The 16,002-nt window shown below is 59.1% G+C and carries 8 protein-coding genes; 3 read left to right on the top strand and 5 right to left on the bottom strand.

The features are described 5' to 3' along the window. Positions 1–138: 138 nt before the first annotated feature. From ACVW0C_RS07435 to ACVW0C_RS07420, 4 genes are all read right to left on the bottom strand, one after another. Entirely contained in the window at positions 139–1,371 is a 1,233-nt protein-coding gene (locus ACVW0C_RS07435) for a cysteine desulfurase family protein (protein ID WP_457384785.1), read from the bottom strand. 110 nt (positions 1,372–1,481) lie between these two features. Then, positions 1,482–2,792 carry a rod shape-determining protein RodA gene (rodA, locus tag ACVW0C_RS07430; protein ID WP_457384784.1) on the bottom strand — a complete coding sequence of 437 codons (1,311 nt, stop codon included), beginning with the start codon at positions 2,790–2,792 and terminating at the stop codon, positions 1,482–1,484. Between the two features lie 90 nt (positions 2,793–2,882). Further along, a complete protein-coding gene (locus ACVW0C_RS07425; RefSeq protein WP_457384783.1) occupies positions 2,883–7,502 on the bottom strand; it encodes an NINE protein in 4,620 nt (1,539 codons plus the stop codon). 436 nt (positions 7,503–7,938) lie between these two features. After that, positions 7,939–9,471, bottom strand: coding sequence for an ABC transporter ATP-binding protein (locus tag ACVW0C_RS07420; protein ID WP_457384782.1), 1,533 nt, complete (start codon positions 9,469–9,471; stop codon positions 7,939–7,941). A gap of 119 nt (positions 9,472–9,590) precedes the next feature. Here ACVW0C_RS07420 and ACVW0C_RS07415 point away from each other — a divergent pair, with 119 nt between their 5' ends. From ACVW0C_RS07415 to ACVW0C_RS07405, 3 genes are all read left to right on the top strand, one after another. Next, entirely contained in the window at positions 9,591–10,589 is a 999-nt protein-coding gene (locus ACVW0C_RS07415; protein ID WP_011433256.1) for a ribose-phosphate pyrophosphokinase, read from the top strand. 299 nt (positions 10,590–10,888) lie between these two features. Continuing rightward, entirely contained in the window at positions 10,889–13,810 is a 2,922-nt protein-coding gene (locus tag ACVW0C_RS07410) for a PAS domain S-box protein (RefSeq protein WP_457384781.1), read from the top strand. Then, positions 13,807–14,817, top strand: coding sequence for a response regulator (locus ACVW0C_RS07405; RefSeq protein ID WP_457384780.1), 1,011 nt, complete (start codon positions 13,807–13,809; stop codon positions 14,815–14,817). The genes ACVW0C_RS07410 and ACVW0C_RS07405 overlap by 4 nt, the downstream gene beginning before the upstream one ends. Here ACVW0C_RS07405 and ACVW0C_RS07400 read toward each other — a convergent pair whose 3' ends face one another. Next, positions 14,818–15,996 carry a septal ring lytic transglycosylase RlpA family protein gene (locus ACVW0C_RS07400; protein ID WP_457384779.1) on the bottom strand — a complete coding sequence of 393 codons (1,179 nt, stop codon included), beginning with the start codon at positions 15,994–15,996 and terminating at the stop codon, positions 14,818–14,820. Positions 15,997–16,002 lie beyond the last annotated feature (6 nt).

The raw sequence follows: 16,002 nt of genomic DNA, 5'->3' as shown, positions 1-16,002 counted from the left end.
TTGACGCAACTCTTGTGGGACTATCAGCTTGCAACGTACAGAGATAGTCTGGCTCATGGGCTTATTGTAGTTTATCCAGACTTTTGACCAGCAAAACCTATATGGAGGAGGGCTTTCCTCCCGACACCAAGCCTGCGGCTATGGTGCGGGCCTCCAGCCCGAAAATTTGGTGACGGGGATCGACAACGGCGATTGAGTTGCCGCATTCCCCAAGGCTACGGATTTGGAGATGGAGGCAAGCTCCGTTTGTAGACATCGGGCCACATACTCAACCGCAGCGTAGGTGGTGGCTTTGCCAAGGCTAAGGCGAATGGATCCCAGCGCCTCGGCTTCTGAGTGGCCCATGGCCAAGAGGATGCGGCTGGGGATCAGTTGGCCGCTGCTACAGGCAGAGCCGGCGCTAATGGCGATCCCCTGGCGGCTTAGGGCCCTGACCAGCACATTCCCCGGGATCCCTGCGGCACAGTAGCTGAGGTGGTGGGGCAGGCGCTGCTCCAAATCCACAGGGCCGGTCAGCCGCAAACCGGGCACCTCCGCTAGCAACTGGGCCAAATGCCGTTGCAATTGCCGCAGGCGGGCCGTTTCTTGAGATAGCTCTTGGGCCGCCAAAGCTGCCGCCACTCCCAAGCCGACAATGCCCGGGATCCCTTGGGTGCCAGCCCGCAGCCGCCGTTCTTGCCCACCCCCCCGCAGCAGCGGTCGCAGCTCCACCCCTGGGCGCACGTACAGCGCCCCCACCCCCTGGGGCCCGTAGAGTTTATGCCCGGAAAGGGAGAGCAGATCCACCGGCAGTTGCGCCAGATCCAGCGGGATCCGCCCCACCGTCTGCACAGCGTCGGTGTGGAAGAGCACCCCCGCCTGGCGACAGATCTGACCCAGCTCTGCAATGGGCTGCAGGGATCCCACCTCATTTTGGCCGTGGACGATGGAGACCAAAACGGTATTGGGTTGCAGCGCCTGGATCAAAGTCTGGGGATCCACCTGGCCGGCGGCGTTCACCAGCAGACGGGTGACCTGCCAGCCTTGGGACTGCAACTGGCGGGCAGCATTCTCCACCGAGGCGTGCTCGACGCTGGAGATGATGAGATGTTGGGGAGTAGAGTAGCGCTGGGCCACCCCAAACAGGGCCAGGTTGTTGGACTCCGTCCCGCCTGAGGTAAACAGCAGCGCCTCCGGCTCACAGTTAAGCAGCTCGGCCACCTGCTGCCGCGCCCGCTCCATGGCCATGGCGGCCCGTTCTCCCCACCCGTGCAAGCTGGAGGGGTTGCCCCAGCTTTCCTGCATCGCCATCTGCATGGCCTCGATCACCTCAGGCCGAGGCGGAGTGGTGGCGCTGTGGTCAAAGTAGAGGGCAGGATCCAAACGCAACATGCCAGCTCGACCAGCCGGGGCTCCGTGTTCCTATCTTAAGATCCTTGGCCAGTGTTGCCCAACGCTGGCAGCAGCTTCCCCTTGTTGAGGCCAAACCCGCTGGAGCCTGCCTACTTGAAAAGACTAGTACGCTGGCGGTGCATCACCACCGATTCCACCAAGCCAATGGCCAGAAAATTGGTCAGCAGAGCCGAGCGGCCATAGCTCAAAAAAGGCAAAGGCAAGCCGGTAATGGGGGCCAGGCCGATGGTCATGCCGATGTTCACCACCGCCTGAAACAGGATCATTGCCAGCACCCCAATGGCAATCAGGGATCCAAAATTGTCCTTGGCCCCTTGGGCAATCCAGATCAGCTGCGCACACAGGATCCAAAACAGGATCAGCACCGTCAGGGTGCCGATAAAACCCATCTCTTCCCCAATGGCCGAGAAAATAAAATCCGTGTGCTGTTCGGGGATGAAGTCCAGCTGGGTTTGGGTGCCCTGCTGGATACCGCGGCCCCAGAGGCCGCCGGCTCCGATGGCAATGCGGGATTGAATGAGGTGATAGCCGGCTCCCCAGGGCTCTTGCATGGGATCGATAAAAATCTCCAGCCGCCGCCGCTGATAGGGCTTGAGAAGGTGCCAAGCTAGCTGACCCAACTGCCCCGAGAGCAGGTTGATTACCCCAAAAGTTACGGCCCCCGTCCACTGCCAGGGGAGACGCCAAGCAGCCAACCCCGCCATTCCCAGACACCAGAGCAGCCAAACCCAAAGCATCCAGCTCAGCTCTGGGCGAGTGTGTAAGCCATAGAGAATGGCTCCCACCCCCGGCGACAGGAGCAAGAGGATCCAACTGCCCTTGGCCCCGGCCCAGTAGAGCATGACCAGGACAATCACCACAAACACCAGGGCAGTGCCCAGGTTGGGCTGCAGGAAAATCAAGATCCAGGGAGGAGCAATGACGGCAACGGCCACCCAAATCTGGCTGAAGTACTTGATCGGCCAGTGGTGCAGGAGAGCAGCCAGGGTAACAATTACCCCCAGCTTGGCAAACTCAGAAGGCTGCACCTGAAAGCCAGCGATGGAGAGCCAGCGCTCCGCCCCTCCCCCCGCCGTGCCGAAAAAGAGCACTGCAATTAAACCTGCCAAGGTCAGGAAGTAGGTGAACCAGTGCCAGCGCAACAGCCGCTCATACGGGATCCGGGCTACCATTCCCAAAAACACCAGGCTGATCCCGGCCATGATCAACTGCTGCAGCCAATAGTGGCTGATGGGACGCTCCCAGACTGCGCTGCGGATGGCAAGAATGCCGATGCCTGTCAAGGCCAGCACCGTGGCCAGCAACATGCCATCGAACTCGCGCCAAGGAGCCAAGATCTGCCGCAGAAGCTTTTTCCACCTAGGCTGAGAAGACACCTTTGGGTCAACGTTGCCCAGCAATAGACCCCATCCTCCAAAGCAAGGCCAGCACCAGTTTGACATGCCCCTTGCCCCACTGGCTCACTCTCGACCCCTCTCCCACGGGGGGAGCTATTCCCAGCTCTGCAGTTGCCCTAGCCAAGCGGAGAGGCGGGATCCCACCTCTTCTCGACGCCCTTCAAGATTGGCTGCCGTCCAAATCAGAAGCAGGCCCAGCAGGATCCCAGTGGCCCAGAGCAGCAGCGCATCAGTTGTTACCAACAGCCATCCCTGCCGCAGGATCCCCAGCCCAAAGGCCAGCGTGCCCACGAAGAGATAGGCTCTTACCCGCAAGGCCAAGCCCAGCAGACCCAAGGCCAAACCCAACCCTACCGGCCAAAAGCCCGTCCACCGTTGCCCGTGAGTTTCCACCAGCACCACCAGCAGCCATGTGCCCAAGGAAACCAGCCGCAGCCAATGCCGCCCCCGCCGTCCGTTGGTTTCCTGTAATCCCGGATCCACCTGGGCCACATAGAGCAGGGATCCCACCAGGGGCAGGGCGGAGAACGTGAGAGAAGACCAGTCCTGTTGCTGGATGTAATCCCAGAGGATCCAGTTGCTCAAGAACAGGCTGACATAGCCCAGGCGCACTTGGGATCTCCAGATAGCCAGCAGGGCATAGTAGGTTGCCCCCAGCAGCAGATTAAGGGTGTTATTTCCTCCCGCGGTTACCAGAAAAGCGGCCAGGGGCAGCACCAAGGCTGTATTCTGCCAAGGAGCCGCCGGCCAGCCCCACCGTCGCCAGGGCAAGCCATGGTAAACCAGCCCCAGCCCACAGAGCAGGGATCCGGCCCACCGCGCTATGGATAGCTGTGGCAGCCCCAGGAACACACTGCCCAGCAGAACCCCAGCCCCCTGCCAAGCACTGAGGTAACCCCAGACCGTTGGCGCCCAATTTCGCTCTGTTGGAGATTCTAGAGTTGAGGTTCTCGCCTGTCCGGCGGCATAGGCCACCAGGCCGGATCCCGTCAGCACCCAGAGGAGCTGTCCCCAACGGCTGAGGCGAGGATCGAAAAGGGCAGACCAGAGGACAAGGCTGGCCAGAGCCCAGTTGGCCAAGGCCATCCAGCGCAACCCAGCTCTTTTAAGCTGCAGGGTCGCCGCCAGCCAAGGGGGACAAAAGCCGTAGCCCCAGGCCAAGCTCAGCCCTAACAGAGCGATCAACACCAACCCATTTGCCAGGGATCCCCCAGTTCGCTGGCTGAGGAAGTAAAGCCAGCTCTCGTAGGCGGCCACAGACACGCCCCAAGCGCCCAGGAGCCCTTTCCAGTTGGCAGGACGGAGGTCTTCCCGGCCTTGCTCTTGCGCCCGTTGGACCGCCTGTCGACGCCCCAGGCCCAGCAACACGATGGAGAGACCTAAGCTGCCCAAGCCCGTTACCTCACTCCACTGGGCATGGGATCCCAGCCAGCCCAACCCTGCATAGATCAAAGGCCCCGTCCGCCAGAAGCTCAGGGCCCTGACCTGTTGCAGGAGCTGCCCCCCCAAAGACTTTGTCCCGCCAGCGCGAGCGGCCCCCTCAAGCAAGAGTTTTTCCGGCCCAATCCAAAAGAGGATCCCCAGGCTCAGATTGATGACGGCAAGCAGAGGGGCAACAGGACGGGATCCCTGCACAGCCCACAACACGCCGCTTGCCGCCAGTAGCTCCAAAGCCCAGCCCAGCCCGTACAACAACCCATCCATCTGACCCTTGATCTGGCCAGATGAAAGGGCTTGGGCAATTTCAGGGGCATCCCTTGTCGGAGAGGACTCCGTCCCGCTAGCGCTAGGGGGGAGGGTCGGAGAGGATCCCGTCTCGGCAATGGGAGCAGAGAAGACCGGAGCAACCTCTACCCAAAGTCGGAGACCAATGGCCAGCCAGGTAACCCCAGAGGCCAGCGGTATGGCTGCCGAGAAAGCAGGGGGCGAGGAAGGGGTGAAGAGGGCCGCCGCGGTGGGCAACGTTAGGGAGAGCAAGAGCACCAACCCCAAGGGTATACCCCAGCCATCCAGGGCTGGCCGGTAAGCGGCTTGCAGGCGAGAAGAGAGGTGCCGGATGCCGTAGCGACAGCCGCTCAAGAGCAACAGCAGCGCTGCCAAGACCAGCAGCCATTCCGCTTCCGTAAGTGTCGGCAAGAGCCGGCTGATCCCCACCAGGCCGAACCCTGAGCCGAAGGCCACCGCCAGCAGGGCTTCCCCCTCTGCTCCAGGAGTAGGGGAACTTGGCAAGGGACAAGCCCATAGCCACACCTGGGTAGCTAGCAGCAGCAACCCCAGCCCTAGCCCGAGCAGATCCGGGCCCGGCCTGCCCAAGGTGAGCAACTGCGCCATCACCAGCGAGAGCACGGCCCAAAGACGCAGGGATCCCCGCACTGGGATCCCCTGCTGCCAGGAAAGGGATCCTAATCCCCCTTGCTCTGGGCTCTGCAGCCAGCGGGGCATGAACTCCAGGGGGGGCAGGGCCAATACCTGAGCTGCCGTTAAAGCAAGAGGCACCAGCAGCCACAGCCAGCCCATGGATTGTTCACCAGTCGCAGACGAATCAAGGAACCGTTGCAGCAAAAACGCCAAGTAGCTGGATCCCACCAGCACCAGCCCTATGCCATCTGCACTTCGCTGCCACAGCCCCACGGGCAATCCCCAAAAGCGCCCTGACCCACCCAGAGCCACTCGCCCTGCCCATTCCAATAGACCCACCAACAGCAGAACCACTCCCCAAGCGGACAAGCTAGTGCTCCGCACCGCTGGCGCGAACAAGTCGGGCAAAAGCCAGCGGATCCCGGCTAGCAGTGCCCCCACTCCGTAGGCATGGGTGAGAAATACCCAGCGGGGATCGAGGAGCTCAGCTCTCTTGGACTTCTGCCGCAGCCACCAGGTCAGGATGCCAGTACTCAAAAGCAAATGCCAGAAGCGAATGGCCGGATGGGGAAGGCTCAAAAGCAGCAGGGATCCGCCCAACCCCAGCACCAAGCACTCTGTCGGTTCTACCAGCCTAGAAAAGCCTGTCTCACCGGCTTCTGGACCGCTCCTCTGCCAGCGGGCCGCCAACCCCAGCCACAGCACCTCATAGGGCAGCAGCGCCAACCCCAGCAAGCCCCAGGGGGAATCAAGGGGCTGAAACCAGTTGGTTACTGTAGCTACAACCTCTTGCCGCCAGCTTGCTGGCCACACCTGCCAAAAAGCCCAGCAAGTTTCCAGGCCCAGCAAGAACAGCAACGTCAAATGCACCCTAAGGACTTCGTCCCGCTGGGGCGACTGGGTGTGTCGGCGCAAGCGCCCGATTAAGACATGGATCCCCAGCAGGCTAATCCCCAGCAACTGCCAGCCGCTGAAAGGGCTCTCCGCCAAGCCAATGGCAGCCAGCAGCCAGCCCACCACCAACAGCACCCAGCTCCCCTCCCACCAGCGGGAGAGCGTCCCCTCCTGAGCGCCTTCTGCTACGACGTCCGGGGATCCCTGGGGCCATTCCGCTGCTAGCCAACCCAACAGGGCCACCGCCAACCCCAACTGCGGCACTTGGACATGCCCAGACAGCAGCCCCCGTAGGATTAACAGGGATCCGGCAGCCCCGATTAGCCAGATCTTGGAGCCCCGTAATTCCCGAGACCGGCGGCTCCAGGTGTAAATCACGGTGCTGAGGATCCCCAGATACAGGATCCCCAGGACAAAAGCAGGGCGAAGCTCCTGCGGCCCCAAGCTCCAGAAAGCGTGCAAGCCAGAGAGGGCCAAAAAGTTCACCAAGGTTCCGTAAAAGGCATTGGGCTCCACACCGCTGTCGCGAAAGCCGGCACCTGAACCCAGCGAGCGCACCCGACCCTCAGCCGTCAACGGGATCCCCAGCAGCAAGCCCAGCGCCAGGATGCGGATCCCCCAAGGGATCCCCAGCCCATCCAGGGCCCACACGTTCACCGGCACCAGCAGCAGGGCAATAGCCTCCAAGGTTTGACCGGTTAGACGCAGCCCTTCCTGCCGTTGGATCCATCCAGCACCTACCCCAAAAGCCGCCGTATAGGCCAAGAGCACCCCATACTGAGCAGTTGGAGAAAATTGCTCCCAGTGGCTGGCCGCCAGCACCCCCGAGGACACCACCACCAAAAACAGGCCCAGCAGCAACAGCCAAGCCACGCTCAGCTCTGACAGCAAGTTCCGCAGCAAAACAGCCAGCGCCGGGGTAGGGGGGGGCAAGGACTCCGTCCGAGTAGCGCGAGTGGATTGAGGGGCAGCTTGGGGCTCTTCTCCCCCCTCGACCGCAGGTTCCTCAACCCCAGATCCGGCCAGGCGAGCATTTCTTTCTCGCACCATCCCTGGGATCCAAATCAAATCCAGGAGCTGACCGATCCCCAGCAGCCCAAAGGTCAACAGCCAGAGCAAACCCGTCCGCCAGCGGCCCAGATAAAAACGGTGCAGGCCACAGATGCCAAACAAACCCAAAATCCAGAGCACGTAGGCCGAGCCAAGACGAGCCGGGATCTCGTCGCTGGGGGAAACTGCCGCTGACCTTGGTTCCTCCCCCTCTAGCCGATACTGCTCCACCAGCAAGCGAAAGTGCTCTGGAGTCAGCAAGCTCAGCTCCAGCCAGGCCCGCAAACCCTGCAAGACTTGCTGCCGGGATCCCCGAACGGTGAGCTCCAAAAGGACTTGCTCCGAGGAGGGCGAGCGGTCAGATTGCAGCTCCTCTGCTCCTGGAGGCAAGAGGTGATCCTGGGATCCCATGGCCAGATTCCTTGAGCAAAAGGCTTGGAGCCACTGCTACTCTAAGCCTTGCTCTAGCCGGTTGCCATGCCGTTCTCAAATCCTTCTGATACATTTACGCTGAACACTGCTGAACATCACTGTTCAACTATGCAGCGATAGCATTCTGTTTGTTTCCATTCGCGTTAGCGGGACGGAGTCCAAACAGAATGGCGGTATCCCGCAAAGCTTTGAGTAGAATACCCAAAGCGCAGTTTCCGTGTCGTCTTACTACCAATTTTCTGCTTTGCTTTGGCTACCATGTTGGCAGACTCGAAAGTAAACAGAAAGATCAACTGGTAGTAATCCGTACTGAACATATTATATACATTATTTTCAGTATAGTTGAGCTTATTATTGACTAGAGTCATGCTCTTGCTCCGGCAGAGTGTCAGTTCCTGCTGATGCGACCAGCCCTCTAAACCTCAGTCGGGATCCCTGGGATCTCGCTGCTGTGAGTGCTGCGCAAGACGGGAAGCGTCATCATCTGTCCCAGGCGTGAAACGGTGAGCTCCGCCGCCGGAATGGGCTCCGAGACCTGTCCGCCGCTGAACACCATCACCCGGTTGCTGTACTGCAGGATCTCGTCCAAATCCGCCGAGGCAAAAAGAATAGCCGTACCCGCTTGGGTGCGTTCCAGCAATTGCCCCCAGACCCACAGCGCCGACTCGATGTCCAACCCTCGCGTTGGGTGCTCCATCAGCAAAAGACTCAGGGGTGTGGGCAAGAGAGCCAACTGGCTGCGCTGTTGGTTGCCCCCCGAGAGTTGCTCCACCCGGCTGTAGGGGTGACCGCGAATGCTGAAGTGTTCAATGGCCGCTTGGGCCTGTTGACGGGCCAGAGCCCAGTTGATCCAGGGATCCTGCTGCTGGAGGGCAAAATGCTCCTGCAAGGTTAAGCCGGGGATCAGCCCTTCCCGCAGCCGATCCGCCGGAGAAAACCCCACCCCACAGCGCAGATAGTCGCCGTAAGGACGGCCTGTCATCTCCTGCCCCCCCAACAGAATCCGGCCACGCCTGGGCGGCAACAACCCTGCACAGGTGAGCAGGAAAGAGCGTTGCCCACTGCCTTCCAAACCGGCCAACCCAATCACTTCCCCCGGCTGCACCGCCAGATCTGGCAAAGCCAAGGCAAACGGCTCATGCCGCACCACCAGGGAGCGCAACTCCAACAGGGGATCCGCCCTCCTTTGCGGAGAATGGGGCCGAGCCGGGGGTGTCAACTCCCGCCCGAACATCCAATCGATCAACCGCTGTTCCAGCAGGGCAATGTCCTCACCTCTAACAGGCAGCTCCCCCACCACCTCCCCCTGCCGCATCACCGTCACCCGATCGCAAAGGCACTCCACATCGGCCAGCTTGTGGGAGACGAAGATCACCGATTTGCCCTGCTCCGCCAACCTTCTCAGAGCCGCGAACAGAAGATCTTTTTGCGCTGCAGAAATGCCCGTCGTCGGCTCATCCAAAATCAAGGTGTTGATTCCCAGGGAAAGCAACCGCAGCATTTCCAGTTGTTGCCGTTCCCCCACCGTCAAGCTGCCGATGGCTCCATCGGGGTTGAGATTGAAACCAAACTCTTCACAGGCTTTCTCGAGACGTCTTCGGCTTTCCCGCAGCCCCAAGCCCAAGCGCCCTCGTTGCCCGGCAATAAAGTTTTCTAGTACCGTCAGAGAAGGAAAATCCAAGGGATCCTGGTGCAACATGCCAATGCCCAGGCGAATGGCTGCTGCAGGGCTGTCGATGCGAACCGGTTGCCCATCGATCCAAATCTCCCCCTGATCGCAGCGCAGAAAGCCGCTCAGGATCTTGACCAAGGTACTTTTGCCGGCCCCATTCTCCCCAAGCAGGCCGTGGATTGTGCCCGCCTCCACCCGCAAGGACACATCGCGGTTCGCCTGTACCGCCCCAAAACTCTTGTGGATGTGCAGCAGCTCGACCTTCATTCTGCTCATAGTAACCTGCCTCCCCAGAAAATCCCCAAGAATACAGTTGCTGAGGTTGCAAGTGCTGGTGCTACGATAGCGACAGCTCGCCGTTAGGCGTTGGCTGCGGACGAGTTCAGCATCGATCTGTGGTTCGCCCTGCCCCTCTTCTCCGCCCTTCCCCCCTGCCACCCATCTCGGATAGCAACCGCCTCAAAATCTTCTCAGGCAGCGCTAACCCGGCTCTGGCTCAAGAGGTGGCGCGTTACTTGGGCATGGATCTGGGCCCGATGTTGCGCAAGCGCTTTGCCGATGGCGAGCTGTACATCCAAATTCAGGAGTCGATTCGGGGTGCCGATGTCTACTTGGTGCAGCCCACTTGCCGCCCCGTCAACGACCACCTAATGGAACTGCTGGTCATTATTGACGCCTGTCGCCGTGCCTCTGCCCGGCAGATCACCGCTGTCTTGCCCTACTACGGCTACGCTCGCGCCGACCGCAAAACGGCAGGCCGAGAAGCGATCACCGCCAAGCTGGTGGCCAACATGATTACCCAGGCGGGAGCTCACCGCGTGCTGGCTATGGATCTGCACTCGGCCCAGATTCAAGGCTACTTCGACATTCCCCTCGACCACGTCTACGCCCAGCCGGTATTACAGGCTTACCTCAAGGAAAAGGGCTTGCTCGACGAAGACATTGTGGTCGTCTCTCCCGATGTGGGGGGTGTGGCTCGTGCCCGTGCCTTTGCCAAAAAGCTCAAGGAAGCCCCTCTGGCAATCATTGACAAGCGCCGTCAAGCCCACAACGATGTGGAAGTCATGAATCTGATTGGGGATGTGCGGGGGAAAACTGCCATCCTTGTGGATGACATGATCGATACCGCAGGCACCATCTCGGAAGGGGCAAAATTGCTGCGCAAGCTGGGAGCCAAAGCGGTTTACGCCTGCGCCATTCATCCTGTTTTTTCTGAGCCGGCCATTCAACGCCTGCGGGGTGGTCTATTTGAAGAGGTGATCGTCACCAACACCATCCCTATCCCTCCAGAGCAGCACTTTCCCGAGTTAACCGTTCTCTCGGTAGCCAATGTGCTGGGGGAAGCGATCTGGCGCATCCATGAAGATAGCTCCGTCAGCAGCATGTTTCACTAAAGTAGGTTTCAAAGTAAGTTTCTCCAGAGTATCGCTAGAGTAGAGTGGGTGCAGAATGGGTGCGCCTGCTCCTTTTCCCTGTGGAGATCAGCCCAACCAGGCACCCCCGATCTGTCGTGATGGACTGGGTTGAGCCAGCTCCTCGGCCAGGTTTTCCCATGTCACCTCCCATTTCTCGCTCGCCAAGATCCGTTGTGCACGGTTTTGCTTTCCCGCGGACTGCTCCCAGGGAAGGGCAGTCCCTTCAAACCGAACTGGGTACAGCGCTGTACCCGCTGTTGCAATTGTTGGGTCAACTGTTGAAAGTACCTTTGGTCTATCTAGAACTGGCCCAGCCGGGATCCGATCCCCACTCGCCTTCAAAAGGGATCCTCTACCGGGATCCGCAAAGGATCCCAGCCGGAGAACCTTTCAACCCCGATGTCGGCTCTGAGCAATGGCCTTTTCATGAATCCTTTCTCTTGCAAACTGAGCAGGGGATCCGGTTGGCCGATCTGCACCTGCTTGACTGCCATCCTCGCCAACTGAGTTCCTTTGAACGGGAACAGATTGACCTCGTTGCCCTCAGCCTGAAGCAAATCCTTCTCCAAGCCCAGGAGCATCGGCAAACCCTCGAGCAGCTCCAATCCCAACTGCAGGACAGCCGCAGCACTGCTGCCCGCTACCAGCAGATCTTCGAGAACGCCGTCGAAGGCATTTTTCAAACCACCCTAGAGGGCAAATATCTGGTTGCCAACCCGGCCTTGGCCCATATTTTCGGCTACGAATCCCCTGAGGATTTGATGCACAACGTCTCCGATATTGGCACCCAAATCTATAGCGATCCGGAGCAACGAGCCGAATTCATCCAGCGCATGCTAAAAGAAGGTCAAGTTGTGGATTTTGAAAACCAAGTCTGCTGCAAAGATGGCAGGCTAATTTGGATTTCTTTAAATGCCCGTACCATCTACAACGACCAAGGGGATCCCCTCTATTTTGAAGGATTTGTTACTGACATCACAGCATCCCGTCAACTGAAAGAACGACAACAACAATTGGAAGAAGCCCGCCGAGAGAGCGAGCATCGTTTTCTGCAACTGGCAGAGAATACGCAACAACTGTTTTGGATCACAACACTCTACAGCAAAGAGCTGATCTACGTCAGCCCAGCCTGTGAAGCCATTTGGGGCCTTTCCGCCGAAGAGGCCTACGCCAACCCCCAAGCCTGGATGCGCCAAATCCACCCCGACGACCGCTGGTTGTTCCCCACCATCCTCAAAGCCCAATCGGAGGGCAAATCCACCGATGTTGTCTTCCGCATTTATCACACTGATGGCCGCCTGATTTGGCTGCGAGAACGCACCTTTCCCATCGCCGACAAAGAGGGCAAAATCTATCGGGTGGCAGGGATCGTCGAAGACATCACTGAGTCCAAGCAACTGGAAGCCGAACGGCGTCGTATAGAGCAAGCCTGGCAACAAAGCGCCAACCATTTTCGGCAGATTTTTGAGCTGGCCCCCAATGGAATTGCCCTTGTGGACTTGCAGGGGCGATTTATCCAGGTCAACGATGCCTTTGCCCAGATTGTCGGCTACACCCCCGAAGAATTGAAACATCGGCAACAACTGGACATTCTCCACCCCGAAGATGTCAACCCACTGCTGGGGGCCAATGAGGCTTTGCTGGCAGGGAAGGTCTCTGTCAGCCAGCGCCAGATTCGCTACACCCACCGTTCCGGCCAGGTTGTTCATGTGCTGTTTCAGGCCACCCTGCTCACCGACGAGGAAGGACAGCCCACCCAGTTTCTCAACCAGGTGATCGACATCAGCGCCCGTGTGGAGGCAGAAATTGCCCTCAAAGAAAGTGAAGAACGCTTCCGCCAATCCTTTGAATGGGCCCCCATTGCCAAGGCCATGACCCACGTGGATGGCACCTATTTGCAAATCAACGCCGCTTTTACCGAAACCCTGGGCTACACCCTGGAGGATCTCAAAGGGAAAACCGTCCTCGACATCACCCATCCCGACGACATCGCCACCACTCTGGAAAACAGCAACCGCCTGCTGGCCGGCCAGGTGCATCAGTGGGAACAGGAACAACGCTACATCCACAAGAACGGCCAAATAGTCTATGCCATTCTTCGCATCACCCTGGTGCGCACGGCCCAAGGGGATCCCAGCTACTTTCTAAGCCAGATTTTGGACATTACCGAGCGCAAGCAAGCCGAGGCAGCCCTTCGCCAAAGTGAGCTGAGTTTACGGGGCATCTTCCAGCAGTCAGCCCTGGGCATTTCCATCGTCGATCATCGGGGCCATTACCTAAAAGTGAACCCCGCTCTGGAAGAGATCTTGGGCTATAGCGCTGCCGAACTGACCCACATGAGCTTCTGCGACCTCACCCATCCCGAGGACATTCAGGAAGATTGGCAACTCTTCCAGGAGGTTTTGAACGGCCAACGGGATCGCTACCACCTGGAAAAACGCTACATCCACCGCAGCGGAAAGGTGGTTTGGTGCCGCCTGGCAGTCTCTGCAGTCCGGGATCCCGAGGGCAAAAACCTCTTCATCATCGGCATTTGCGAAGACATTACCGAAGAAAAACGGGCAAAGCTGCAGATCCAAGCTGCCCTTCAGGAAAAAGAAGTCCTGCTGCGGGAGATTCACCACCGCGTCAAAAACAACCTGCAAATCATCTCCAGCCTGCTGCGGCTCCAAGCTGACCAAATCAAAAGCCGCAAGTACGCCCGCGTTTTTAAGGATGCCGGCAGCCGTATTCAAGCCATGTCTTTGATCCACGAAGGTTTGTACCAATCCAACAATCTGGCCGCTGTGGATCTCAAGCAGTACCTAAACAATTTGATCTCCAACCTCTTTCACTCTTACGGGGTAAACCCCGAGAGCATTCGCGCCAACATCCGCGCCGAAGGGATCCGCCTCAACCTGGACGATGCGGTCTTGTGTGGCCTGATCATCAACGAGTTGGTGACCAACAGCCTCAAGTATGCCTTCCCGAAGGGCCGCAGCGGGGAGATAGAGATTCATTTCAGCCAAACCCGCAAATATACTCAGTTGCGAGTCTCCGACAATGGCGTTGGCTTGCCCCCGAACTTTGACTTCAAGGAAACTCAATCTCTGGGTTTACAACTGGTTGCAACCCTCACCGATCAGCTACAGGGCAAGATACAATTGAGAAGCAAATCGGGTACTACTTTCATCATTACCTTTCCGAGGAGCGAGCCTTGAAGAGAGTTCCACCCCTTGTCAAAGGCAGTATCCTGGTCGTCGAAGACGAGAAGATCATCGCCAAGGACATTGCCAACGTTCTGAAAAAATTTGGCTACGCTGTGCCCGCCATTGCTTCTTCCGGGGAAGAAGCGATCCGAAGGCTGGAAGAGATGCCGGTGGACTTGGTCTTGATGGATATCGTCCTAAAAGGCGATATCGATGGCATAGAAGCCGCCAAGCGGATCACCGAGCGCTTCAACATTCCGGTGGTGCATCTGACGGCCTACGCCGACGAAGACACCCTCTCCCGCGTCAAAGAGACCCGACCCTTTGGCTACATCATCAAACCCTTCAAAGAGCGGGAACTCTACACCACCATTGAAATTGCCCTGCACAACCACCGCCAGAGCCTCGAGAACCGCAAGCTGGAAGAGAAAAGAATCGAGGAGCTGCGGCAAAAACTGCAGCAGTTGCAGCAGTTCACGGACGTGAAGGGCACTCTGTTCAAGAAATTCTTGCAGGATCTGAGCGAGCCCCTCTCGAACCTCAGCTTTGCCTTGGGGCTGCTCAAAGATGCCGAGTCGGAGCAGAAGCGGGAACACTACCTGCAGGTGCTGGAGGATGAGTTTCGCCGTGAGCTGGAGCTGATCCACCAGACCTCTAACCTGGAAAATCTTTTAAACCTGGAAAATGTTGGCCTGTTGAGCCAGTTCAGCCTGCTGCGTCCCCAGGAGCCCAGCCGTAGTCACCGGTTGGAGGAGGAAGCGCCCACCCCTGCAGCCACGGCCCCCCAAGAGTCGGCAGGCTCTGCCCCCACACCCAGCCCCACCGCCGTTACGGCGCCACGGGCACCGCTGCGCCCCCTCAACCAGACTCAGTTGGCGGAACGTTTGGGGGTGGTGGTTTCCGCCATTACCTATTGGAAATTCAAAACCGGGTTTCCGGAGTGGAGCCGCAGCCGGGATCCCGACGGCATTTCTTGGCGCTATTCCCCCGATTCCAAGCGCTTTTCGCCCGTGCCCTAGCTAGCGTTGCAGCACTTCCACCCGCACAGGTGCCAGCCCCGAGCGCACCATCCCCAACACCTCTGCCGCCCGCAGGGAGAGGTCGATGATCCGACCGGGGATAAAAGGGCCGCGATCGTTGATGCGCACGACAGCCTGGCGTCCGTTTTTCAGGTTGGTCACCCGTACCTCGGTGCCAAAGGGCAGGGTGGGGTGGGCAGCCGTCATCTCATGGCGGGTTGGGTGCAGGTCATACCAAGAAGCAATGCCCTCTTGCACAGGCCCAACCACGCGGACAGGGGCGGGTTCCTGTTGAGGGGCTGTTTTCGGCTTGGAACCTGCAACAGCGGCTTTGGCGGTCAGAGCAGCCGGTTGAGGCAGGGCCGGAGCTGCAATGGGCGGGGCATCGAGCAGCAGACGGCGGAGACGGTTGGCGGCCAAAACAGCCACATCCACCGGGCGCTGGTTGTCGATCAACAGCACTCCAGCGTCGATGCGCAGCAATTCCTTGTTGTTGACCTGAATGGTGTAGAGAGGAACACCCAAGCCTTGTTCGGCCAATTCCAAACCTGCCCAACCTAGGGTGATGGTGGTGTCTTTCAGGGATCCCTGGGCCATTTGGTTGAGCTGGGCCACAAGGGTGCTGGCCCGCATCAGCGGTGGTTCTAGCCCAGGGTGCTCGACAAAACTGACAATGGGCAGATCCCGCACATAGACAGTAACCACCTGTTGCCCGTCCATCTGATAGTCGTAGAGGGTGGAGATGGGCTGGTTGGTGTGCTGCTGTTGTTCGCCGATCTTGAGAATGGGTTCTTCTGCTCGACGGGGCAGGATCGCCCGGCGAGATCGGTTCAAGGGATGATCCAAGTTCAGGGTACCCAGTTTGGCAGGGGCAAGACCTTTGTGGTCGGAGATAGAGGTTTGGGGAATTCTCGGCAGCGTTCTGACTGGGGCTGCGGCAGCAGTGGCGGGTTGGGAAGGGGGAACGAGGTCGGTGGCCGGGGAGGGCAATTGGGAGTCAGATGACAGCTCTGCTGCTCGGGTGTTGGGGGATCCGGTTCGCGTCGAGGCTTGTGCTCGCGAAGTCAAGCCGCCCAACATGCCTACCGGCAAGCCCAAAGCCGTGACACAGAGACAGCTGACCAAGCCCATTTTGCGGGCGGGATCCAGTCCCTGTCCAAGCTGTTTCCAATTTCGCATGAGGCC

The sequence above is a fragment of the Thermostichus sp. OS-CIW-26 genome (genome assembly GCF_054058395.1).
The sequence above is the reverse complement of the archived record's forward strand: the minus strand, read 5'-3'. Positions and strand labels throughout refer to the sequence as shown.

Bases quoted from the DNA above. Each gene is read 5' to 3' on its own strand.
- ACVW0C_RS07425 (WP_457384783.1), bottom strand. From the start codon at position 7,502: ATGGGATCCCAGGATCACCTCTTGCCTCCAGGAGCAGAGGAGCTGCAA.
- ACVW0C_RS07435 (WP_457384785.1), bottom strand. From the start codon at position 1,371: ATGTTGCGTTTGGATCCTGCCCTCTACTTTGACCACAGCGCCACCACT.
- ACVW0C_RS07420 (WP_457384782.1), bottom strand. From the start codon at position 9,471: ATGAGCAGAATGAAGGTCGAGCTGCTGCACATCCACAAGAGTTTTGGG.
- ACVW0C_RS07400 (WP_457384779.1), bottom strand. From the start codon at position 15,996: ATGCGAAATTGGAAACAGCTTGGACAGGGACTGGATCCCGCCCGCAAA.